This is a genomic window from Canibacter zhoujuaniae (genome assembly GCF_011752005.1).
Taxonomy (GTDB): domain Bacteria; phylum Actinomycetota; class Actinomycetes; order Actinomycetales; family Microbacteriaceae; genus Canibacter; species Canibacter zhoujuaniae.
This window is the reverse complement of the sequence record NZ_JAAIJZ010000001.1, coordinates 223,825-246,773: the sequence shown is the minus strand read 5'-3', so window position 1 is coordinate 246,773 and position 22,949 is coordinate 223,825. Positions and strand designations below refer to the sequence as shown.

Here is a 22,949-nt window from a genome sequence, read left to right as displayed (position 1 = left end):
TATTCCTTTGTGTTATGCGTGTTTTACACGCGCTTACGGTTTAAAACACCTGTGTTTACCACAGGCCCTGGTGCCTAATGCCCCACCACTTACTGTGTAAGACCGTTGGCCGGGCAGTTTTATTAGGCACGCGAAGTCACCTCTTACGAGGCGCTCTTTAAGGATACCAGTTTATTGCCGCTGAAGTTGCTGGCAGCGATATTAAAACTCACCTAAGTTGCTGCCAGCGGAATTAAACCTCGCCGCCACGCCGTTTTGATAATCATTATCATTTCATATACGATTGTCTGCATGAAGAAATACAAAGCACTAATAGCCGCCAGCGCAGCAGCTCTGTTGCTCGCTGGTTGCGCAGGTAATAATTCCGCATCGATGGAAGAGGCGGATCACGACCACCACGATCATGAGCACGGGATCGAAGTTGAAGAGGGTCTGACTGAGGTATCGAAGCTTGAACGGCGCGCCGTGCTCGCCGTTGAGGGCGGTCTCGTAACAGTAAATCTTGCAACCGGTGAAGTGGTTAACGAGGTTAAGCAAGACGGCTTCCTGCGCCTCAACCAGGCAGGCGATAACCGCCACCTGCTGGTCAGCAAGGGCAACGAATTTCAGCTCTTCGACACCGGCCTAGTTGCCGAAGCACACGGTGACCACTTCCACTACTTTGAGGGCGACCCAAAGCTCACCGATGTCAAATTCCCAGCAGAAAAAGCTGGCCACGTTACTGTGCATGACGGCTACACAACGCTCTTTGCTGACGGTGATGGCACATTCCAGGTTGTTCCAACCGAGCACATTAAGCACGGCACAGAAGATGCCGAACTGCATAAGACTGGTGACGCACACCACGGCGTTGCGGTGCGCTTAAGTGACGGCAGCATTTTCCACACTGAGGGTCACCCAGATGCACGCTCAGTGCTGCGCGTAGTAAACGGTGAAAAAACCGTTGCAGTTACCGAAGACTGCCCGGGCAGCCACGGTGAGGCTACCGCTAAGCCGAACGCTAACGGCGACGTTGTGGTTATGGGTTGCCAGAATGGCCCATTCGTCTTTAAAGATGGCCAATTCCACAAAGTTCCTGTAGCAGATGCTTACTCACGCTCTGGCAATCTTGCTGGCCACCCAGACTCACCAATCGTGCTTGGCGATTACAAGGTTGATCCTAACGCTGATCCGGTTGAGCGCCCGACTCGCGTTGCGCTGATCGACACCGAAGCTGTCAGCCTGAAGCTGGTTGAGTTGAATTCAGCGTACTGGTTCCGTTCACTGGGTCGCGGCCCCGCTGGTGAGGGTCTCGTGCTCACCTACGACGGCAACCTGAATGTAATTGATCAGAACACCGGTGAGGTAACAAACCGCGTGCCAGTAATTGGCGAATGGGAAGAGAAAGCAGACTGGCAGGAGCCGGGACCAATCCTGAAGGTTAACGGTAGCTGGGCTTACATCACCGACGCAGTTAAGAAAGAACTCGTCGTTGTTGACCTCACCTCATTTGAAGTAACGAAACGTATCTCGCTTGATAAGCCAGTTGTAGAAATGGAGATTGTAGCCGGAAAATAAACTAACCTAAACCTTCCTTGTTTATAGCGCCACAGGAATCGCTTGCCACAACTGTGCACAAGTCGGTTCCTGTGGCGTTTCTCCACATGTTTTGCTGAAGCGCATTCTCACCTCGCTCCCCTTGCAAAGCTAGTGGCATGTTTAAAACGCATCTTTTTGCTAGCGTCACATTCCTAATCGCAGCCTCCATTGGCAACGCAGACAGCTTTTCCACGCCCCAGTCAGAAACCGCACATCAGGTGTCACCGCAAACAGTGCAGAACGCAGATCTGTGGTGCACGCCTTTTGATGCCCCGCTTAACGTGACCCGTTATTTTGATTTACCTTTTTATTATGCTGCCGGGCACCGCGGGATAGACATCGCAAAGCAGCCCGCCTCTGCTCCCGTGCGAGCCCCGGCCGGGGGCACCGTCTCGTTTGTTGGCAAGGTTGTTGACCGGCACGTTATTTCAGTGCAGGTGTCGCCAGAGTTGGTGTATTCAATCGAACCGGTAGCAACAGATTTACAGGTCGGTGACAGGGTTACAAGGTGTCAACCCCTTGGCACAGTGGAAGGAGCCGGGCACACAGCAGCTGCCGCAATTCATATTGGTGTGCGCAAAAATGACGACTATATTAATCCGATCAGATTTTTCCGTCGCAAGCCGGTTCTACTGCCTTTGCACTAACCTACGGTGCGCATAGTCACTCTCGGGCGGATAATCACGCTCTGAGAGGTATCAGGCTCGGAAAGATACTCAGTCTCGGGGAGACAGTCAGATTCTGAGAGGTATCAGAGCCTGCGGGATAATCACGCTCGCGGGTGCGCCTGCTTAAAAGTTTGTGCAAGCCGCTCTGTCGACACATGCGTATATATTTGTGTGCTGGCAAGGTTAGAGTGCCCCAGCATCTCCTGCACAATACGCAACTCAGCTCCGCCATTTAAAAGGTGTGTGGCGGCAGAGTGGCGCAGTGTGTGCGGCCCCTGCGGGCCACCGCCGGGCAGGCTTTTAAGATGCTTCGCCACGATGCGATAAACACCTGACGAGCTGAGCGCTCCCCCACGATTGCCAAGAAATATATTGCTGCTTGCTAAGCCGGCTGAATTTTTAGAGGCTAACTGCAAACGCCCCGCTTCGAGATACAGTTTTAAGGCTGCGGCAGCGGGTTTGCCAAACGGCACTATCCGCTGCTTATTCCCTTTGCCTGTGACCCGCAGAGTATATTCCGCTAAATTGATATCGCTGTCTGTTAGACCCACCAGCTCAGACACGCGAATAGCGCTAGCGTATAACAGTTCAAGGATCGCGTAATCACGTTGCGCAGCAGCCTCGCCTGCGAGCGCCGCCTGTCTCAGGTTTATAAGCAGGTTTTCTATCTGTTTTTCGCCTATGACTCGCGGCAGGGTGTGCTGTTTTTTGGGTGTGTTCAGTCTGGTGGCTGGGTTGATTTCGACTAGTTCTCGCTCTTCGAGCCATTTGCCGAATGACTTTAGTGTTGCGATGTTGCGACTGATGGTTGCGGTGCTTTTACCCTGTTCTTGTAGCTCCCAAAGCCAGTCTCGCATTATTTCTAGTGTGATGGTTGCAACGTTTTCGAGTGTCTGTGCGTGTTTTGTTTTAAGATGTGCCGCAAATCTGTCTAGGTCGTTTTGGTAGGCGCGCACTGTGTGTGCTGAGTAACCGTATTGGTGCTCGACGGTTTGCAAAAACTGGGATATCGCTTGAGTTAGGCGCATCTGCTTCCTCTCTTTGCAAGCGGTCTGACGCTATCCGGCTCTGCGTTTTATAGCCTACTCTCTGACTAGGCGCCAGTGTGGTGGCCATTTTCCGTGTTCTTGTGTGACTTTTCCAAGAAGTTCTAGCTCTGCGAGAATGCCGGTGCATTCTTTATGGCTGATTCCTGCCCTACTGGCAATCTGTTCCACTGCTGCGCTTTTTGTTAGGGGGAGGGCGTCGAGCACTAGGAGGTGGGCAATGTTTCTTGTGTTTTCTGTGCTGTCGGTTGTTTCTTGAAGGTGCAGCAGCTCATCGAGTTGTGTGGTGTTGGCAATCAGCTCTGCTTTATGGTCGCGTATTAGTTGGTGCGCCCCTGCGCTTGAGCCGAGCATAACGCTGCCGGGTATTGCGCCGAGTGGAATTCCGAGTTCTGCTGCGTGGTTGGCTGTGTTGATTGATCCTGATCGCATTCCTGCTTCTGTTACCAACACTCCTTCACTGAGAGCGGCGATTAAGCGGTTTCGCAGTAGAAAGCGCCATCTTGTGGGGGCGGATCCGGGGGCTGCTTCGGTTACTATCAGGTTTCCAGTGTCCACAATTTTGCGAAAGAGTTCTGTGTGTCCGCTCGGGTATGGGCGGTCTATTCCGCCTGCCAGCACTGCTATTGTGGGTGTCTTATGATTGAGTGCTATGCGGTGTGCGAGGCCGTCTGCTCCGTATGCTCCGCCTGAAATAATGCCAAGATTTTGTTTGCACAGATACTCGGTGAAATAGTTTGTAACGGTTTCACCGTAGGGTGTTAGTGCCCTGGCGCCAACTACTGCGATAAACCTGTGTTTGATGGTTTCAATGTCGCCTTTTGTCCATAACAGTATTGGTTGATTTTCGCCGAGTGCGCTGAGCTTTTCCGGCCAGCCGGGCAGTTGCGGTGTGAGCACCCGCAGACCCGTTTTTACCGCTGTTTGTAGAGTGTCGCGCACAAGCTCTAAGAGGTTTCGCTCCATTAGCCTGGCCTGCCATCTTTCAATAGCTTTCTGCGCTAGCTGCTGTGTCACAGTGATGCCTGCTGCATCCAGGAGCTGATTAATTTCATGTGCGGTGTTGTCGCTCTGCAGCACTGTGAGTGCCGCGCTGCCGCTGTAGTTATCGATGAGTGTGCGGCTAATGTATTCATTGGGCTCGGTTAAAGCATTCCAGGCAATACGGCTCAGCACCTCTTGCTGTGTTTCAAGCGGTATTGTTTTAGAGCTGTCGGCATCTGCCCCGGTTATTACCCGGTGCAATAGATCCTGCACTGCTGGAAGCATATCTTTTAGCTGCGGCGGGCTGTTTGTCATCGCTGGTTTCCTCTCAGTAGCAGGGCTTGTGTGATTTCTTCACGTTCGGGTTTAGCTTTTTCGGCGAGATCTGCAATTGTCCAAGCGACTCTGAGCACACGGTCGTATCCGCGCAGACTAAGAGCCCCGTTCGCTAGCGACTGGTCGAGGATGGCTAGCGCCTGTCTGCTTGGTTTGTTTTCTGGGTCTCTAAGCCACACTCCGGGTGTTTCAGAGTTCAGGCTCCAAGCACAGTTTTGATATCTGTCTCGCTGTCGCTGCCGCGCTGTTTGCACTCGCTGTTTCGCGGTTTTTGTGCTCACTGCAAGGCTTTTATCGGCGACGGAGCTAATCACCGGGTTGAGCTTTACTGTCAGGTCTATTCGGTCGCGCAGCGGGCCGGATATTTTGTTTAAATATCTAATAACTTTTGCTGGCGGGCAGGTGCAAACCTGCTTTGGGTTGAGCGAATAAGCAAAACCGCACGGGCAGGGGTTTGCCGCTAACAAAAGTTGAAACTTTGCGGGGAACGCTGCGCTGCTGTGGGCGCGCTGCAGTTTAATTTCACCCTGTTCAAGTGGCTGCCGTAAAGCGTCAAGCACACCGCGATTAAACTCTGGTGCTTCATCTAGAAAAAGCACTCCGTTGTGCGCACGGGTGATAGCGCCGGGAACCAGCCTGCCGCTACCCCCACCCAAAATCGCTGCACTGGTTGCAGAGTGGTGTGGTGCTTCAAACGGAGGCAGTCGACACAGCTGCACAATTGGAGTGTCTGCGAGTGATGCCACACAGCTTGTTTCTAAGGCAGCGATATCTTCAAGCTCTGGCAGAATTCCGGGCAGCGCCGAGGCAATCATTGTCTTCCCGACACCGGGTGGGCCGATCATCGCCATATTGTGTCTGCCTGCCGCCGCAATCTGCAAAGCCTCAACCGCTTCTGGCTGGCCAATAATTTCGGCTAGGTCTGGCAGTATTTCACTCTGTTGGTGTGGCGTCTCGCTGCTATCGGCGGGGCTCTGTATAAACCACCCTGCAGGTTTACCGTGGTGCCAGTTCACTGCCCCAGCCAGATTCTGCACAGCGATTACTGTGATGTTTGGCACTAAAGCAGCCTCAACCGCTCCCACCGCAGGAACCATCACCTGCTGATAGCCGTGCTCTCTAGCCGCCCGCACGGCACTGAGCAAACCGTTGGGGCGGCGCAGTTCACCGTCGAGGCTCAACTCTCCAATATACGCACAGGTTTTACCGGTGAGTTTGGGCAAATATTTACACGCACTCATACAGGCAATCGCGATACCCAAATCAAAAGCTGAGCCGTGCTTCGGTAGCGCTGCCGGCGATAAATTAACTGTTATGAACTGGTCTTTTAACGGGTAACCCGCCTGTGCGCAGGCCAGTTTCACCCGTAGTTTTGCTTCTGCAAGCGCGGTGTCCGGCAGGCCAATAATCGCAATTCCGGGCAGCTGGTTTGTGACTGCGGTTTCCACCGTGACCGGCGTGCCAGACACTCCTGAGAGTGCAATAGTTGTGACCCGGGCGACTCTATCCATGAGTTGCTGCTTTCAAATATTCGAGCGCAATCTTTTGACCGGGTCGCATAAGCACCGCTGCCGCATCAACGCGTGCACGATAGTGCGCATAGCCGTTAACCTGCATCCACTGCAAAAGCAGACTCTGCAGTCTCTGCAGTTTGCGCGGAGTGATCGCATGAAACGGGCTCCCAAGCCCAACACCGGAACGTGTTTTTACTTCAACAGCGACAACTGTGCGACCGTCTTGCACAATTAAATCAATCTCGCCGTGCGCAGCTCGCCAGTTGCGTGCGAGCACGCGATACCCTTTTGCAACGCAGTGGCGGGCAACATGCTCTTCACCCTGCGCCCCAAGACACTGCTTCAGCTGCCCGATCAGGTGTTTTTTCTCGTGGGTACACCAGCTGCCGGAGCGCGGCACAGATGCAGGTTTTTCAGCCCGATCCGCAAGCTTTTCTGCGCTTGTAATCAACATTTTCTACCTCCACAACAAGCATCGATGTGGCAGGTTGTAGAAATTTAGATTACGTAAAAATCTGGGGATAACATTCGTTAGCCTCCCCTGTTACAAACGGGCTATTAAATGCGCTCTTTTTTTAAAAAATAGGGCGTGTGCTCACGCTTTTGGCGATGCTAGTTATTCTTCAAAGGCGAGAGCGTCAGGCAGCTGCAGCTCTTGATGATTGAGCTCTTCAATGTTTAGATCACGGAATGTTAGCACGCGCGCATTTTTCACAAAGCGGTCAGGGCGATAAATATCCCACACCCAAACATCGCGCAGATTAAGCTCAAAATGCACCTGCGTGCCTCGCTCGTGCTCTATAACCTCAACTTCATTGGCGAGGTAGAAGCGGCGATCTGTCTCGACGGCGTATCTAAACTGCCCTACCACGTCACGGTATTCACGAAACAGCGCTTGCTCAGCTTCGCGCTCAAAATCTCCGCGTTCTTCGTCATCCACAAATTCAATCCTAATATGTGTCTTTTGCTTTATTTTTAGGTATTTCTGTTTACTGCATCATATAAGTGTTGTAAAGTTTGTGGCGCGTAGCCAGTTAAACAAACTCAACGGCACCTCCGCAGGATTTAGGATTGTGGGTATGGACGATGTGCAGCTATATCAAACGGCTATGCGTCATGCGTTGGAGTTGCCTGGAGCACAGGAGCGAGAGTATGCTCCAGGCTGGACCGCAGTACGGGTAGCTGGCAAGTGGTTCATGGTCGCCACCGAACTACACGGTCGCCAGTTGATCAATGTCAAAGCAGACCCGAGTGATGTAATCGCATTGCGCGAGGCATATGCTTCGATTGGCCCGGGTTACCACATGAACAAGACCCACTGGATTACAATCACCGCCGGTGAAGACATTGACTCTCAGTTCCTCTCCGAGTTGATAGCCGACTCCTACGCGCTGATCGTCGCCGGGTTACCGAAAGCGAAACGACCCTACCTGGTTGGCAATATGCGATCAAAAGTCGCGGGAGTTTAAGCGGGATTTAAGCGCGAGTTTACATAAGCGACACTAGACTTAGAACTGTGAGCAAATCGACAGCATTCCACACAGACCACTACGAACTCACAATGGTTGACGCCGCTCTGCGTTCAGGCACAGCGCACCGTAAAAGTGTTTTCGAACTCTTCACCCGCAGACTTTCGGGTGCACGAAAATACGGTGTGCTTGCGGGCACGGGCAGGCTCCTAACAGCAATTGAAAACTTCCGCTACACCGATGCTGAGCTGAACTGGTTGCGTGACAGAGACTTTCTGCACAGTGAAACTCTCGACTGGCTCGCAAACTACCGATTTAACGGAAATATAACCGGTTATGCAGAGGGTGAGGTGTTCTTTCCTGGCTCACCACTTTTAACCGTAGAATCAACTTTTGCCGAGGGCGTTGTGCTTGAGACGCTCGCATTAAGCATTCTGAACTACGATTCAGCCGTCGCAACGGCAGCATCTCGTATGCACACAGCCGCAAAAGGTAAACCGCTGGCCGAAATGGGCTCACGTCGCACAAGTGAGATTAACGCCGTGTATGCCGCACGCGCAGCATATTTGGCGGGCTTCTCAGCAACCAGCAACCTTGAGGCAGGGCGCACCTACGGTCTGCCAACAATGGGCACAGCAGCCCACTCATTCACGCTTTTGCACGATAGCGAAGAAGAGGCTTTTCGGGCGCAGATTACTGCTTTCGGGCCGCAAACCACGCTGCTAATAGACACCTACGATATAGAGCAGGGAGTAAAAAACGCAATCGAAATTGCAGGCCCTGAGCTTGGTGCGGTGCGCATCGACTCAGGTGATCTGCCGGTCGTTGTTGCCAGGGTGCGTGAACTACTAGACTCCCTCGGCGCAAAAAACACGAAAATCACAGTCACAAACGATCTGGATGAGCACACAATTGCCGCTCTCGCCGCTAGCCCGGTAGATAATTTCGGTGTTGGCACATCTGTTGTGACCGGCTCAGGTTCCCCCACAATGAATATGGTCTACAAGCTGGTTGCGCGCCAGGGAGACGACGGTCAGTGGGTTTCAGTTGCTAAAAAATCTGAAAATAAAGGATCGGTTGGCGGTAAGAAAATTGCCTACCGGGAGTTTAAAAACGGGCGCGCTATTGCAGAACTGTTTGAGGTGCAAGCGCAAGACGGCACCGACACCGCTGGCGTGCCGGGGCGTGAAAATCTTGAGCAGATCACCGTCCCCCTCATCACAGACGGAAACATTCATCAAGAGCACCTTGGTGCCGCAGGTCTCGAAGCAGCAAGAGAGCGTCACGCACAGCGCCTACAAGAGCTGCCTCTGATCGCGATGAGCTTGCAGCGCGGCGATCCTGCCCTGCAAATCGAATACATCGGCAACTAAGCTGCAGCACAGAGCAGGCGTCGCGCTAAGACAGCCCTCTGATTGGGCGCAGCCTGTTCGTGGAGCAGACTATTCGACAGCGGGCAAGACAGTGCCTAAGACGCGCACTCTGCCGCTAGCGACTGCCCAATAAAACAGTTATGGGTTAATTACAGTCTCGTAAATATGTTTGCACTCTGCGCAGACAGGAAATTTTTCAGGATCGCGGTTTGGCACCCACTTCTTGCCGCACAGCGCCCGCACAGGTTTCCCGGTGATAGCAGACTCGACGATCTTATCTTTTGGCACATAGTGCGAGAAACGGTCGTGATCGCCGTCTTCAAGCTGCTTTTCTTCGAGCAGCTCTGAAAGCTCTCGATCAAGCACGTCTGCGCCGCCGGCCGGAGCTAGTGTGCTGCTGTTGAAAGTCATGTCGTTAATAATACTTGGTTAAACCTCAAAAGAGCTCTTAAGCGGGAAACGCTCCGCGAGAAAGTCATGCATGATTGCGTTCACGTGCGCTATTTGTTCCGGTTCGGTGGCGGTGTCGTTCAGGCAGAGAACGTCCAACTTCTGATGCTTAGAAAGGCTCGCAAGTTTCTCTTCCGCATCAGCGCTTGCAATATCTAAATATCCGTATTTAATTGCGGCGCTGTTAATCGCTCTCCCCTGCGCATAGGCAATGTAGTGGTAGAGAGCTGATGGAATCGAATAGTCTTCCGGATGCCGAAACTTCGAGGCTGAAACGGCTGCAAAAAGCTCAGGGTTTTCTGCTTCAAACTGCTCTAGCACCGACTTTAGTTGCGGGTGCGGCGTGTGTTTGAACTTGTTGGTGACTGTGCGCCCGTATTTTTCTTCAAGCAGACGCCTGTTTCGTTTTGCGGCTGACAGCACGGGCATATCCCGTGCGCTTGGCTCATCGATATCCAGAGAAGCATTGGAGGGGAAATACTTCGACAGCCCATTTGCTGTGAAAAACAGGGACGGCTCCACCGGTCGCATAAACACGATGTCGTCGTTCATATAGAGATACTGTTCGCTCAACCCTGCAATATGGTGCAGCTGCGATTCAATCGCGTGTGAGTTAAACACCGGCAGCTTGCTGCGATCCGAAAAAATATCTTTATGATCGACAACCGTAATTTTTGGATGCTCTGTGTTTAACCAACTCGGTATCTGCTGGTCGGTAACAATGTAAATATGGTTGACCCAGCTCGCATAGTATTCCAGTGACCGCAGCGAGTAGCGCAGTTCGTCACGCGACTGGAAGCGCGACTGATTTAAGGCGGTGGAGTTAAAATTCTCGCTAGCGACACCACCAAGTGCCTCCTGTTTGCGGGCAGCCCAGGCGGGATCGTTGCCGTCAACCCACGTGTAAACCACATCAATCGGCTGGGTAATCTCATACATGTGCGGAAACTCATGCAACACACGATGCTCGGGGTGCTCTTGCGCCCGCTGCCAAGCTGCCGGGGTTAAGTATTCTAATAGGGTGTTTCGCAAAGGTATTTTGCGGATCAAAGTGCCCGGCAGATGTGTGTTTCCGTCTGCACGAAACTCGCCGTCTGATGCGATGCGCCACGGTTCAACAATAATCTGTTCCGCAGCGGTAGAAAGCTGCCTGCCAGAGGGAGCAAAGTGATGACTGCGGCAGATAATAGACTGCACTTCTGCTAGTTTTAGCCTCTGGTTTGTGATGCTGACCTGAAAACCCTGCTTCAGCACGGCGCGAATGCTCCATGCGCCAGTTTCTGCGAGCGGCCGCACGGCTGTCACGAACTTTTCTAGGTCGCGATCAGCGATAACCAGATTCGTGCGCAGCAGTTTATCTGCCGGCAGCTCAGCCCACTCAATATCGTGCTTTTTTAGAGTGCCTCGCAAAAACTCTAGATCGGCGGCAATATTTTTGAACGCATCAAAACTGTGCACCGGGTGCTTTTTACCAAATTCGGTAACAACTTTCGCGCGATCTGACAGAAATGCGAGACTCGTGATTTCTCTAATCTGTCGTTTCTGCTGTTCAGAAAGGTTGCGTGCCGCCCACATGCGCAAACGAGACTTGATGCTCAAAAAGAAACTCCTAACACTGTATCCCCTCAATGCTAGACCCTGGGCTTTTGAAATAACTTAGAGTGTTGTTTCGTGCCAAAATTGAGGGGTGACTCCTGCAGCCTCGCTGATGCTCCCGCCGGTTTCTTTTGTTATGCCGGTGTTAAACGAAGCAGCTTATATTGCTGAAGCTGTCGCAAGCATTTTTGCGCAAAACTATCCGAACGAGTTTGAGCTGCTGCTTGTGCTCGGCAACTCCACTGACGGCACAACCGCTTTGGCAGCAGAGCTGGCAGAAAAGCACCCGCAGATCCGCCTCATCAACAACCCCACTAACCATATTCCGACCGCCCTAAATCTTGGGTTTAACGCTGCCAAACACAGTGTTATTGTCAGGGTTGACGCACACTCTAAACTAAATTCCGGCTATGTTGAGCGGGCGGTCACTGAGCTCCTACGCACCGGGGCTGCAAACATCGGCGGCGTTATGCGGGCTGCTGGCCGCACTAGAAAACAGCAGGCGATTGCAGACTGCTACAACAGTCCGTTCGGTCTCGGTGGCGGGGTGTATCACGGTGAGGCCCCGGCTGGGGAGGCAGAATCAGCCTATCTTGGAGTTTTTAACCGCGCGACTGTTGTGCAGGCGGGCGGTTTTGACGAGACGATTCTGCGCGGCGAAGATTGGGAGCTTAATCGGCGCATTAGAAACTTGGGTGAAAAAGTTTGGTTTGATCCGCAGCTGAAAGTGACCTACTACCCGAGAGACAGTTTTCGTGCGCTGGCGAAGCAGTTTTGGGCGACGGGTGTGTGGCGTGCGGTGATTATGCGCCGCTATCTTTCTGAACACCCGGCCCGTTTCTTTGCGCCAGGTCTGTTGGTTGCGGCGCTTCTCTTTTCGACGATTATCACTGTTATTGGAGGGGTCGGTTTTGCTAATAACGGTAATCCGACGCTGCTGTTTTTGGGTTTGGCTCTTCCTGTCAGCTATCTGCTCGGGCTGATTTTTGCTGTTTTCACAATGCGGCCGCAGAATATACGCGCGGCGCTGCTGCGTCTGAGTGCGCTGCCTGTTATGCATTTGAGCTGGGGTTTAGGGTTTTGGCGTGGTTTTCTGTTCGGGGGCGGATCCAGCGTTGACCGTTCCCGTCTGCGGTAGTGCGCTGCGCTGCTGCAATTCAGCCACCACCCTACTAGCTGCCGCGCCGTCATCCCAAGGGTTAAACCGTGCCCGCCACGCTGTTAGCTGCGCTTCGTGCGCAACAATCCAGGCAGCCTTTTCACCTAAAACCGCATACTCTCTAAGTGCTGCAGCCACCTGGGAGGTTTTGGTTAGCTGCGGCCCTGGAGCGACAGCATCAAAGTCAAATGTGAACCCGCGCTCCTGCTGTAGATACGTGTTTTTATCGGGCACGAAGTAAATCTGCGGCAGCCCGGCAACGCTCGCATCAAACATGACGGATGAATAGTCGGTGATCACAATGTCAGAGGCGAGCAAAACATCGTTTAAGTCAGCGTGGTTAGAAGTATCTTGCACAATAGCTGCGGTGTCTGAGTTTCCAGATGCAGCCGGCTGCATGCCTTTTGCAGATCTGGTGTGCCCGCGCAGCAGGATCGTCCATTCCTTGCCCAGTGACTGCGACAGCTCGTCAGCATCTAACAGCCGCACCGCAGCACCGTTTGCCCGCCAGGTTGGAATATATGAGACAACAAACCTGGTGCGCACACCGAGACGCTCCCGCGCGGCACGCCGCACCACCGGATTCACCTGCCGCTTCTGACCCTGCAGTAAAACGGCATTCGCTAAGACATCAACCCGCGGATAACCGCTCGCAAGAATCTCACCACGATATGCGTAAGAGCTTCTAAACTGCTCGCTTGAGTGTGGGTTCTGTGACAGCAAAAGTGACCAGCGGCGCGATTCACGATGCACAGCAATTCGCGACCGTAGCGTTGTGTCGTCGCGCGCAAGGGCGAGTTTTTTCAGCATTGTGCCGTGCCAGGTTTGCAGCACTGTCTGCTGTTTGCCGCGCTTGAAATTAAACCGCAGCCAATCGTTCACTATTAAAAGTTTCGCGTGTTTGCGTGCTGCAACCCAGAGGCGGGATCCGATCATCACCGGACTTGCGCCCGCGGGCACACTCACCGTCTCATCGGCAATCGCCCAGAAACGCGGCACCTGCGGCAGTGTTGCTGCGATCTCGCGGTCTAGCGCTAAGGGATTGTCTGAGGCCTGTTTGCCATAGAAGCTCTCAAAATAGACTGCGTTTTCAGGCACCATATCTGCTAGCGGGGTGCGCAGCTCATAGATAGCTTGAATCACCCGCTCAGACGCACAGCCGTCACTGTATTTATGAAACCTTGAGCGCAGCCGCGCAGTAGCCTGCGCAGCTAGCGAGCGTGCTTTGCGGTCGGTGAAAATCTGCTGCAGTGCTGCCGTGCACGCCTGCCAGCTGGTGACAAAGCGACCGTCTGTTGTGACCGAAAACGGCTCATAGAGCCCCCTTGTTTTCGAGTATCGCTCAACATCAGGTGCAAACCACACAATCGGGCGTTCGGTCAGTGAGAAATCAAGCGCGACGGAGGAATAGTCTGTCACCACAACAGCAAACTGCCCCAGCTGCGGTGTTAAATCTCGCACCCTGTCGGCTGTTAAAAGCACTATCTCTGGGTGCTCTGCAAGATGGCAGTAGTCTCCCACAGCGAGCGGATGGGGCCTGACAAAAACGGTTACCCCGCACTGCTCGGCAAACGCGGCAAGCTGTTTTGCTTCTTCCTGGGTCGGCACTCCGGGGTCTGCCTCGCCGTCACGCCAAGTTGGCGCATACAGCACCCAGTCGGTTGCGGCCACGCGCCCTCGATCCGCCCCCTCTAACACAGCAAGCAACTGATTGCGCTGTTCTGCTAGCGCCGCAGCATCACGCAAAATTTTTATGAGCGGATCGTGCCGCGGGTCTCCAAGAATTTGCACCCTACCCGGCAGCACGCGAAAGGCGGTGCGCAGCCTGGTTGCTGCGGTGTAGGATCCTGCAACATAGAGGTCAACGGTTGCCGCTCCGAAGCGATACATGCGGTTCAGGAGCTGTTTGAAGATGCCGGGGGCGCGCAGCTTAGTTGTTGCGCTGCTATCTAAATGGAGTTTTTTGAGGGGGGCGCCGTGCCAGAGTTGCACAACCCGCGCACCAAAAATTCCGTAGCGGTTTGCGTCCCCCAACCCGTGAGTCACGATCACCTGCCCGGCGCGTGCGGTGGCCCAAAATCCAGCCCAGCTTTTTTGTAAAACCGCGCTAAAGCCGTGCTGCTCGATATCTTGTTGCACGGTTTTATCTGCTGCCAGCCAGGTGATTTTTGCTTCGGCGTGCTGCTCGCGCAGTTTTTCAGCTAACGGTCTTGCGCCCTCACCGAAACCGGCCGCGGAAGCAAAAACCCAGCGTTCTTTATCGCGGGGAATCAGTAAACAGAGCAGAAACCCGAAAAAATAGAGCGGGATCCGCAACAGTTTTAAGAAATTGCCAGTGGCAAAATCAAACTTTGTTGCAGACCCCGTCATACCGAGTAATTCTATCCCGAAAATCTTTGTGCTTAGAGTGTGCCGAGTGTTACTTTAACGTCTTGCGGCTTACCGTTTCTAAGCACTGTGAGATTGAGCTCAGCGCCACCGGGATGCATCCGCACCAAGGCGGATACCGCGGTGCCGTCTGCTGCCGGAATGCCCTCCACCGCTGTGATCACATCACCGGCGCGGATCCCTGCTTTTGCTGCAGCTGAATCTGGCACAACTTCAGCAACGTAACCGCCCGCGTGGGTGGCCCCCTGCGTCTGCGCAGCATCGCTAACGCTCGCACCCAACAGCCCATGGGTTGGTTTTTCGCCCGCGATCAGCCCGTCAACAACTCGCTTTACAAGGTTTGCGGGGATCGCAAAGCCCAAGCCAACAGACCCCGCTGTTGTCTCGGAGGATCGCGTTGAGGCGATTGCAACGTTTATGCCGATGAGCTCACCTTCTGTGTTTAACAGTGCACCGCCAGAGTTGCCGGGGTTGATCGAGGCATCGGTTTGGATAACGGGCAGGGTGACCCGGCTTGCGTCAGCTCGTGGGGTTTGCTGCTGCTCCGGTGGCGGCTGCAGATAGAAATCAAACGGGCTGTTGCGTTCGCTATCACCGTTATCTTCCGGTGCGCGGCGGCCGTCTTCAACAAGTGAATTGGCGACAGAGATGCCGCGGTTAACAGCGCTGACAACGCCGCTGGTTACAGTGCTGTTGAGCTCCAAAGGCGCACCGATTGCAACGGTTACATCGCCGACGTTGGTGGCGTTCGAGTCTGCCAGCGGGATCGGTTTCAGGTTGTCAGCTTTCACCTTCACAACCGCTAAATCAGCGAGCGGATCAACGCCAACAAGCTCACCCTTCAGCAGTTTGCCGTCGGCAAAGCGCACGGTGATATCGGGGCGCATGTTGCCCGGCTCAGCGAGCACCACATGCGCATTTGTGACAATGTATCCGTCGCGCGAATAGACAACACCCGAGCCGCTGCCGCCGGATCGTTGACCTCGCACCTGCAGTGTTACAACGCTTTCAACACGCTGTGCCGCAACGGCAGAAACGACGGTTGCGGTATCAGGGTTAGAGATCTTGACGGCGCTGACGCCGGTGCTCGCGCTGCCGGTGTTGTTTCCGACAACGTTTGCGGCCACAACGCCGCCGCTGACGCCGCCAATCAGACCACCAATCAGGAGGCCGGAAAGGAGCAGCACCCCTCCCCTATTTTTCGATTTTGGCTCTTTTGGTGCTTGCGGCTCTCTCAGCGCTTGCTGTTCTTGCGGATCAGACTGCGGCGTCTCGTGCAGAACGGCAGTGTTTACTGGTGGTGCGTATATCGCTGTGGGTAACTCCTGCCGATCACTATGGCCCTGCTGCACTTGTTGCTCTTGCTGGTGCTGCTGATCCTGCTGGTCGTGCCGCTGGAGCTGATCCTGCTGCGCATCCTGGTCTTGCTGAGTCTGTTGCTCAAGCTGATTCTGCTGCTTGAAGCCCTCCACCGCTGCGTCTGCGCGCTCGTTGTGAGACAGACTGTCATTCAGTGCAACGCGATCTGCTTCAGTGTTTAGCTGCTCATCATCATTCACGATTCTTACGCTTTCTCGATAATTCGATTACTGCTGCTCTTATACTCCAACTCTTATCTATGAATTAGATTTGTATCTCCCAAAATTTTGCTTCACATCAAGAATTTGCGTTGCGTTAAAAACAAATGTATAGTTAATTCTTGTGCCGCGGGGTGGAGCAGTTCGGTAGCTCGCCGGGCTCATAACCCGGAGGTCGCAGGTTCAAATCCTGTCCCCGCAACTAAAACCCGGTATCTAGGCGAGTTGATACCGGGTTTTGTTTTACCCAGATGAGGCGAGATCGCCTAACCAGATAGTTAATAAAAGTGGCCTGTTTGCGGCAGACCTCGAGATTCCGGGATCCACCGAGGAGATCATCGACTTCCTGTTGGAGGAGTTCAGCAATCGGGCGAACTGGGCCGAAATCTCACGGACTGTCTTCGGAGGCCTCTTCGAGTCAACCCTGCCTGAGAGCCGAGCCGCAGGTCATCCTCTTACCAGATTATAGAGAACCTGCCTCTCAAAGACGCGCCAATGTCGTCTAAGAAACCGCAACGACGCCGATGCGCCAAAATGTTCAGGCAACCGGCAAATACTTCAAATAGAGTGGAATGCTAGAAATATCTGTCACCAAGAATATTCGGTAAGATTAAATATCCTTGGCACGTTGAACTTGATCTCGTTAGCCTCACGACGAACACTTATGTTTTCTGCATCCAGCAACGCAGGGTTAAGGTAAATTTCGCCGGTTTCATTGTTTTGGTACATGTGCTCGAAATAGTGCGTCCGAATCCAGGTGGCTGATTCACGTGTGAATCCCATACGCTGAAGTATAATTGTGCTCGCGTTAGTTGTCCCGTACTCTACGTATTCGTACCAATCATTCTCAATCACGTCTTTGCCTTCCTGCTTCTTTATTTCGTTTGAAACTCGCAGGAAGTAGTTGGCAAAGCTAAACAGAATGACGCTCTCAATTGCTTCGAGCGTCTTATTACACACTTCGTTCTTATGTTCAGGAGTGTCTAGGTATTTCACCTCCTGATGATTGAATCTAAACCTATCCGGGTGTTCACGCTGGTATTCGATAGAACTATCTAGAATCATTCGTAGACCATTACCTTCAATCCACTGGATTAGAATCACGGTATACCACCGGAGCATAGTGAATTCTGGACCTTTCATAAACCCTATGCTTTTACGCTCATATTTATCCCATTTGAAAATGCGAGCCAATCGTTGAAGAAAAGCGAGAGTTTTATCGTATGCAGGGCGTCCTGTGCTCGTATCAATTTGAGGAAACCTCATACCTGCGCGTACAGCGGCTTCCAGCGATTCATGCTGATCAACAGACACGTTGATATCGTCATCCTGCTGAGTTTGGAAGGAATCGCGGAATTTGTTGACGATCTGAGTTTTTACATCTGGACTCAATATATCCCCGAACGATCGCGTAACTAAGCTGTCCCTGCCAGCTGTGATATCGCGTAAGAGAATAATTGAAAAGGTTCGAGCCATTTCTGCTTGTTCGCCTTTGCCCAACTCATTTGGTTCGGGCATTCGCCCTTCCCTGAATGCGCTTACGATTGCTTTCTTGATATCTTCTGGCAGGCCAGTATTGTTGACTGCTAGTTCTTGCTGAGGCACATCCGTCTTGAGCAATTTTTCAACAGTCTTTTGAGCACTGAGCCCTTCACCCATCACGAAGTAGATATTGCCAAATAAGTTGAATTCAATTCGACCTACTCGGCCTATCAGATTGTTAAAGTCAATCTCGTTGAGATTGCTTCTACCATTTTTGTTGCTTGTAACGACGAGGTTGTCGGTCGGTAGATTCACTCCTTCAAGAAGCGTGCTGGTGCAGAAAATTGTGTGGATCTTACCTTCACGAAAAAGCTCCTCAACGCGAAGCCGTACTGAGGCTGGTAGATGTCCGACGTGGTATGCAACACCTCTTTCAACGAGTGGTGCTAGGAAGTAGGAGTCATGAACTTCGCGGCGGATATCGGATGCAAGCACCGTCAGATCATTGTCATAAATTTTTGGCAACAGTCGAGCGAAATCGCGAGCGTTCTCCACGGCCCTGTGTTTAGAGCCGTGGTAAACAAGGGTCTGACTTTGCTTTTTCTCAATTGCTAATTGGCGTAAATATAACAGGTAATCTGCGATTGTTGGAATGCCTGTTAGCGTAGAAAGATGTTGTAATCGTTTGGTCCGATGGTTATACCCGGCCACGCTTTGAGTTTGAAGATCTACGAAGAATTTGAACTGTGATACTGGCGAGAATCTCGTCCGCATCGACTCGGCACGTTCAGGGTAAGACTGGAGTAATGAAAGGAATGCCTCAGGGTTCGGGATGTTTGGTGAGGCAAAGATAAACGCTGGAGGCTTGGGGCGCTGAAGCAGCATTGTGGTGACCTGGTAGTAGTAAGGCGCACGTTTATTTTTACCTGCTAGCTTGTGAGCTTCATCCACAAAGAGGTAGTCGAGATGAAAGTCTGGTTTATTGATGAGCAGGTAGAGTAGCCGCTCGGGAGTGAGGACAAAAATGAAGTTGTGTTGGCCTTCAAGAACGATGTCGCCGCCAGAGGCTACTACGCGGTAGTTCTTAGCTTCAAGTTCTTCGCCTAGTTCGTTGATGAACCGAGACCGTGTTTCGTTAATAAGAGCCTTGGTGGGAACAAGAATTGCGAAGTTCTCCTTGTAACCTCTGCGTACACGGTCTTTGATGAATGTGCGCATTAGGAAAGATTTGCCTAATGAGGTGGGAGCCGAAAAGCTGAAGGCATCGTTCTTAAAAGCTTCAAAGGCACGTTTTTGGGGCGCAAAGAACTTTTTATCTTCGTCGCCCGGCACCTTGAGGTAGTCAGATTGAAACTCGTTGAAGGCCTGTTCAAACACGTCAGGTAGGTTTTGAGTTTCAAGCTTCGCAAGGGCCTGGTAATTACCAACTGCCTGAAAGATAGAAGCGAGGTAAGGGGCACAGATACTGTTATCGCCGTGAAGTTCCATGCAGAGAACAGCGATTTCTTGCGCCCACACCTGATGATTTTCGCGGCGCTCTGGATGGTTACTTTTTGACAGCAAATCAGCAAACCTAAGTATGTCATTAAGCTGCTTCTCGCCCAGTCCCATAGCTTCTTTACCGAGAGTACTTTGACCATAGCTCTCTAATAATTGCTCGTATAGAGCTACGAGATACTGGTTGTTTTCAATGTCAGAGAAGATGCTATCGCCCAGTGTTCCTGCGTTATTTTGAGTCATGGTTATAGCACCGCCTCGGTAATAGTGAGACGATCGGACACTGCATTATTCATCGGAAGCGTGTAAATATAGAACGGATAGATTCCCAGGCGACGCCTATTAATCTCATTCCGGATCTGATCGATATGTGCACGGAGATCTAGTTTGAGCTTGTTCTCCATAATCTGTGTAAATTCATCCCGCTGATAACGCATGGGATCAAGGCCAAGGTCATAAGCCAGAAACAAGCCGAAGCCGATGTCATAGCTAGCGTCGTTAGCTTCAGTTGGCAACAAGAGGTTCGAAAGATATTTGATTGTTTCTGTATCGAACCGTTGCTGGAGGATGTTCTGATCTACCAGCTTGCACTCAGCATCCTCATTTGCCGCCATAGCAGAAGCACGGTCTAGGGCTAATTCCACAGCATCGCCAAAGTCTCCAACTACGTTTGAAGCACCAAAAATAAGGTTGGCTCGAAGCCTTGATCCCTCGGATTTGTCGAGCAGATGCACCGCATCACTGAGGACCTTTCGGGTTCCTGAGACTTCAGCGATTTCTACCTTGCTCAGCAATTTTGGCGCACCTAATGCCAGTTCCAAGAACGCGTGCAACATGAAATTACCGAGCGCGGCCTCCTTGAGCTCCTGGTTCTCAGGTTGCCTAAGAAACCTGGAAGCTCGATGCACTATAGAGTTTTCGTTCCCTTCTAACTTGTACTGGGCGATCTGAGCTCGTGAGAGCACAAACTCTCCGAGCCTGTTCATAAGCAAGTTTTCGAGACCCGAGTAGTCGAATTTGTTGTTGCGAACCTGTAGATGAAATAAGCGCAGCCCTGAGCCATCATCGTTGAGCCCAAGTTGCTCATCAAGAGTTACTTCTGTGAATACCGAGGCAAGGTCGATATTGGCCAGAGTGGACGGGAGAGCTGTGTTCATAGAATCGAGAGTCCTTTTCTAAAGTTGTTCGAGGATTCGCAAGAATTCAGACATAGTGTAGGCACCTTCGAGAGGAGTAACCCCGTCTTGGAAGACCATGAAATAGCGGTACTTACTGCCTGCCATATCAGCCCACTTGCGACCAAGAGTGAGCTTTCGACGTGAATCGTCATTCTTGAGCTGTTCGCCCTTAGGCTCGACGATGACGACGGTGCCGCTCTGCGTCATGAGGATGAAGTCCGGGTAGTGATTGAGCGGCCCGTTTATGCAGAAGCCCTTGCGTTCGATGTTGCGGTGCCACCAACGGACGTTTTCCAAACTGGAGAACCGTCCCGCAAAGTCCATCTCATCCTTGTTCATACGATCTTCAGCTTCATAGAGGGAGCCACCAATGAGCGAAGTTGAATGAATTGGCTGAATTACGGCAGGCAAGGAGAAAGAATCGTGCACATCAACACGGCGAGTCTCAATGTCCGCGTAAAACTTCTTGAACTTATGTTCTTGAAGCAACCCATGGATTTTCTGCTTGAGTTTCTCAGCCACCGCATTTGGATGTTCCTGATAGGTCAGGAGTTCTTCAGCGCCGAAGGCCTCAACTACTCGATGGATGTATTGACGAAGGTCTGAGTCGTTGATTGCGTTGATTGGTTTCAAACGTTCGTAGATCGCATCAGCTGCCTCACGTTTTTGACTTTCTATGCTGAGTTTGGAAAAGTGCTCACGCATAATGCGTTGGTCAGTCGCACTCACACGGAATGCCTTGGGAATATCAGAATTGCTGTTGACATCTACGCGGTACATTTGTTCATCTGCTGCAGTGAGATCTAACTCGATATCTTTGTTGAGCAAGATGAAGTCTGCTGCGAGCGCTTCATGTCTAAGTAAATCGAAGTCTCCCTCACCTGTTGCGAACAAGGCAGAAGCCGGTGCCTTGATAACGAATTGCGGCAACCGTAGAGATTGAATGTCATCATCGAACTCGATATTTACTCGATAGGTTTCCACAGCGTTCTCCAGGTCTGCCGGGACGTAGCTATCTCCCATGCTGGTGGCTTCTTCAGCTTTGTGCTCGTAAGAGGTGCCCTGCTGCTGTGCTTGTTCCAGCATGGTGGCAAGACCTTCTGAGACCGGGGCATCGTCAACCGTTTCAGTTTGCTGACGTTTCTCCAGGTCTTCTGCGACCTGGTGTTCATCGAAATCTAGGAACTCCTCCACTTCATTAGGAGTTGATAACACTTCAGAGGTCGGCAGTTCTGGCTGGGGTGGGGTCGGCTGTTGGTTTTGGGAGTAATCAATTTCTACCTGGTCTGTTGCTCGGAAATCTCGTTTCGAGAAACCTGCACTATTGAGACCCGAGATGATTTGTTTAAGAGTTGCGTTGAAGTCATTCGAGGAGGTCAGCACATAGCTCATGTTCAACAGCGGATTACGCAGTTTCACGGCGTGAGGTTGACGCAGTACTCGACCTAGAATTTGCTCTACGTCGGTTTGGCTGGTCTTATTAGCCAAGGACGCAAGCACATAAGCAAACGGGCAGTCCCACCCTTCCTTCAAAGCGTTGACGGTAATAATGAAGCGAATTGGGCAGTCTTCGCTCATCAGGTCTACGCCTTTGAGCTCATTGATATTCGCTGTCTTGATAGCAATCTGTTCCTCAGGGATGCCAATCCTGACTAGCTTTTCGCGTAACTTCTCGAATGAAGTTGAGTCTTCGTCGATCTTTGGTTGAGCCTGCAGTAGTACGATAGGTCGGATGTACCGACCACTGATTGCGCGTTGCTGCTCAGCGGCAGCTTCGAGCGAGTTACGCAGATCGATAGCGTCAGTGATTACTTCAGTTTGGCTTGAACGGTTATACGCGATCACAGGAAGCTTGACCATGTTCTCGCTTTTCAGAGCAAGCGCATCAACATATGAAATAACGTTTGCTTGTTTCTTCGGGGTTGCTGTCAAATCCAGAATGAAAGCTGGATTGAAGTTAACCAACATTTCATGACTTAAGGTACTGGTTGCGTGATGAGACTCATCCACAATCACCACGGGGTTCAGCTGATTAATAACCTGAAACAATGCCGTTTCATCGGCATTCTCAATGGGCTGTTCAGGTGCACCGAACACTGTAGCAAATGAGGCTAGATTGCCGTTTGCCTGATAGGCCTTGCGACCGTCCTTACTGCGAGTGCGGAAAGAATCATACGAAAGCACCATTACTGACAGTTGCTCAGCTACAGTCGAAGAGCTGAAATTCTGTCCTGCCAGCAGTTCTTCCTTCGAGTAGACCTCGACTCTCCCAGCGAAATCAGCATTGAGCTTTTGACGGTACGGGTGTGAAGGATTCTTCAGGGCACCAAGGGTCTGCGTAAGAATTGAGTCTGAAGGAACAAGCCAAACCACCGCTTGTTTGCGCGTAGATGGGAGAGTCTGGAAGATGGGCTTGATTGATGCGCAGGCGAGAAAAGTTTTGCCGCCGCCTGTTGGTATCTTATAGCAGACGTGGGGCACACCATCGATGGCATTTTGATAACCAGAAACGCCATTTTGACCCACGGTTATCTGACGAGACTCCCAATGCTTTGCGAATGCATCGGTGAGAGTAGGTTGTTCTACCAGCTGGGTGAGGTAGTCAGCAAGATCTGCTATCACCCGCTTTTGATATTTCTTCAGCTCCATAAGTC

General features: G+C 51.9%; 17 protein-coding genes and 1 tRNA gene. 6 read left to right on the top strand and 12 right to left on the bottom strand.

The features are described 5' to 3' along the window. Positions 1–291 precede the first annotated feature (291 nt). Both HCR00_RS01140 and HCR00_RS01135 read left to right on the top strand, forming a co-directional pair. Positions 292–1,557, top strand: coding sequence for a hypothetical protein (locus HCR00_RS01140; protein WP_243854483.1), 1,266 nt, complete (start codon positions 292–294; stop codon positions 1,555–1,557). Positions 1,558–1,694: 137 nt separating this feature from the next. Continuing rightward, a complete protein-coding gene (locus HCR00_RS01135; protein WP_167142060.1) occupies positions 1,695–2,225 on the top strand; it encodes a M23 family metallopeptidase in 531 nt (176 codons plus the stop codon). A gap of 122 nt (positions 2,226–2,347) precedes the next feature. Here the strand turns inward: HCR00_RS01135 and HCR00_RS01130 are convergent, their stop codons facing one another. The 5 genes from HCR00_RS01130 to HCR00_RS01110 all read right to left on the bottom strand — a co-directional run bounded on the left by HCR00_RS01130 (position 2,348) and on the right by HCR00_RS01110 (position 7,066). Continuing rightward, positions 2,348–3,274 carry a tyrosine-type recombinase/integrase gene (locus HCR00_RS01130; RefSeq protein WP_167142058.1) on the bottom strand — a complete coding sequence of 309 codons (927 nt, stop codon included), beginning with the start codon at positions 3,272–3,274 and terminating at the stop codon, positions 2,348–2,350. Positions 3,275–3,328: 54 nt separating this feature from the next. Continuing rightward, a complete protein-coding gene (gene dprA / locus HCR00_RS01125) occupies positions 3,329–4,591 on the bottom strand; it encodes a DNA-processing protein DprA (RefSeq protein ID WP_167142055.1) in 1,263 nt (420 codons plus the stop codon). Next, positions 4,588–6,123 (bottom strand): YifB family Mg chelatase-like AAA ATPase, encoded by a 1,536-nt coding sequence (locus tag HCR00_RS01120; RefSeq protein WP_167142052.1) that lies wholly within the window; start codon positions 6,121–6,123, stop codon positions 4,588–4,590. The genes dprA and HCR00_RS01120 overlap by 4 nt, the downstream gene beginning before the upstream one ends. Next, on the bottom strand, positions 6,116–6,580 hold the full coding sequence (locus tag HCR00_RS01115; RefSeq protein ID WP_167142049.1) for a YraN family protein: 465 nt from the start codon (positions 6,578–6,580) through the stop codon (positions 6,116–6,118). Before HCR00_RS01115 ends, HCR00_RS01120 begins: the two co-directional genes overlap by 8 nt. A gap of 162 nt (positions 6,581–6,742) precedes the next feature. After that, on the bottom strand, positions 6,743–7,066 hold the full coding sequence (locus HCR00_RS01110) for a DUF2469 family protein (RefSeq protein ID WP_166984970.1): 324 nt from the start codon (positions 7,064–7,066) through the stop codon (positions 6,743–6,745). Positions 7,067–7,205: 139 nt separating this feature from the next. On the opposite strand from HCR00_RS01110, the gene HCR00_RS01105 reads away from it, so the two are divergent. Further along, positions 7,206–7,595: an MmcQ/YjbR family DNA-binding protein gene (locus tag HCR00_RS01105; RefSeq protein ID WP_167142046.1), complete on the top strand. Its 390-nt coding sequence runs from the start codon at positions 7,206–7,208 to the stop codon at positions 7,593–7,595. Between the two features lie 47 nt (positions 7,596–7,642). Next, positions 7,643–8,968: a nicotinate phosphoribosyltransferase gene (locus HCR00_RS01100; RefSeq protein WP_167142043.1), complete on the top strand. Its 1,326-nt coding sequence runs from the start codon at positions 7,643–7,645 to the stop codon at positions 8,966–8,968. A gap of 138 nt (positions 8,969–9,106) precedes the next feature. Here HCR00_RS01100 and HCR00_RS01095 read toward each other — a convergent pair whose 3' ends face one another. Beyond that, positions 9,107–9,379 carry a DUF3039 domain-containing protein gene (locus HCR00_RS01095; RefSeq protein ID WP_166984972.1) on the bottom strand — a complete coding sequence of 91 codons (273 nt, stop codon included), beginning with the start codon at positions 9,377–9,379 and terminating at the stop codon, positions 9,107–9,109. A gap of 18 nt (positions 9,380–9,397) precedes the next feature. Further along, positions 9,398–11,017: a stealth family protein gene (locus tag HCR00_RS01090; protein WP_167142041.1), complete on the bottom strand. Its 1,620-nt coding sequence runs from the start codon at positions 11,015–11,017 to the stop codon at positions 9,398–9,400. An 88-nt stretch (positions 11,018–11,105) separates the two neighbouring features. Between HCR00_RS01090 and HCR00_RS01085 the strand changes: the two genes are divergently transcribed. Further along, entirely contained in the window at positions 11,106–12,152 is a 1,047-nt protein-coding gene (locus tag HCR00_RS01085; protein WP_243854482.1) for a glycosyltransferase family 2 protein, read from the top strand. On the opposite strand, the gene HCR00_RS01080 is transcribed toward HCR00_RS01085, so the two are convergent. Beyond that, on the bottom strand, positions 12,087–14,543 hold the full coding sequence (locus HCR00_RS01080) for a CDP-glycerol glycerophosphotransferase family protein (protein ID WP_167142038.1): 2,457 nt from the start codon (positions 14,541–14,543) through the stop codon (positions 12,087–12,089). The genes HCR00_RS01085 and HCR00_RS01080 overlap by 66 nt on opposite strands. Before the next feature lie 32 nt (positions 14,544–14,575). Further along, positions 14,576–16,120: a S1C family serine protease gene (locus HCR00_RS07020; protein WP_167142035.1), complete on the bottom strand. Its 1,545-nt coding sequence runs from the start codon at positions 16,118–16,120 to the stop codon at positions 14,576–14,578. Positions 16,121–16,266: 146 nt separating this feature from the next. Between HCR00_RS07020 and HCR00_RS01070 the strand changes: the two genes are divergently transcribed. Beyond that, a tRNA-Met gene (locus HCR00_RS01070) sits at positions 16,267–16,340 on the top strand. A 386-nt stretch (positions 16,341–16,726) separates the two neighbouring features. On the opposite strand, the gene HCR00_RS01065 is transcribed toward HCR00_RS01070, so the two are convergent. Genes HCR00_RS01065 through HCR00_RS01055 form a run of 3 tightly spaced genes read right to left on the bottom strand, consistent with a single transcriptional unit; the run spans position 16,727 to position 22,944 of the window. Continuing rightward, positions 16,727–19,360, bottom strand: a complete 2,634-nt coding sequence (locus HCR00_RS01065) for a DEAD/DEAH box helicase (RefSeq protein ID WP_167142033.1) — start codon at positions 19,358–19,360, stop codon at positions 16,727–16,729. A gap of 2 nt (positions 19,361–19,362) precedes the next feature. After that, entirely contained in the window at positions 19,363–20,274 is a 912-nt protein-coding gene (locus HCR00_RS01060) for a HamA C-terminal domain-containing protein (protein WP_167142030.1), read from the bottom strand. A gap of 18 nt (positions 20,275–20,292) precedes the next feature. Beyond that, a complete protein-coding gene (locus tag HCR00_RS01055; protein ID WP_167142027.1) occupies positions 20,293–22,944 on the bottom strand; it encodes a DEAD/DEAH box helicase in 2,652 nt (883 codons plus the stop codon). Positions 22,945–22,949: the final 5 nt, after the last annotated feature.

Coding starts and splice junctions, on each gene's coding strand:
- HCR00_RS01080 (WP_167142038.1), bottom strand. CDS start 14,543: ATGACGGGGTCTGCAACAAAGTTTGATTTTGCCACTGGCAATTTCTTA.
- HCR00_RS01065 (WP_167142033.1), bottom strand. CDS start 19,360: ATGACTCAAAATAACGCAGGAACACTGGGCGATAGCATCTTCTCTGAC.
- HCR00_RS01140 (WP_243854483.1), top strand. CDS start 292: ATGAAGAAATACAAAGCACTAATAGCCGCCAGCGCAGCAGCTCTGTTG.
- HCR00_RS01120 (WP_167142052.1), bottom strand. CDS start 6,123: ATGGATAGAGTCGCCCGGGTCACAACTATTGCACTCTCAGGAGTGTCT.
- dprA (WP_167142055.1), bottom strand. CDS start 4,591: ATGACAAACAGCCCGCCGCAGCTAAAAGATATGCTTCCAGCAGTGCAG.
- HCR00_RS01135 (WP_167142060.1), top strand. CDS start 1,695: ATGTTTAAAACGCATCTTTTTGCTAGCGTCACATTCCTAATCGCAGCC.
- HCR00_RS01095 (WP_166984972.1), bottom strand. CDS start 9,379: ATGACTTTCAACAGCAGCACACTAGCTCCGGCCGGCGGCGCAGACGTG.
- HCR00_RS01060 (WP_167142030.1), bottom strand. CDS start 20,274: ATGAACACAGCTCTCCCGTCCACTCTGGCCAATATCGACCTTGCCTCG.
- HCR00_RS01115 (WP_167142049.1), bottom strand. CDS start 6,580: ATGTTGATTACAAGCGCAGAAAAGCTTGCGGATCGGGCTGAAAAACCT.
- HCR00_RS01055 (WP_167142027.1), bottom strand. CDS start 22,944: ATGGAGCTGAAGAAATATCAAAAGCGGGTGATAGCAGATCTTGCTGAC.
- HCR00_RS01105 (WP_167142046.1), top strand. CDS start 7,206: ATGGACGATGTGCAGCTATATCAAACGGCTATGCGTCATGCGTTGGAG.
- HCR00_RS01130 (WP_167142058.1), bottom strand. CDS start 3,274: ATGCGCCTAACTCAAGCGATATCCCAGTTTTTGCAAACCGTCGAGCAC.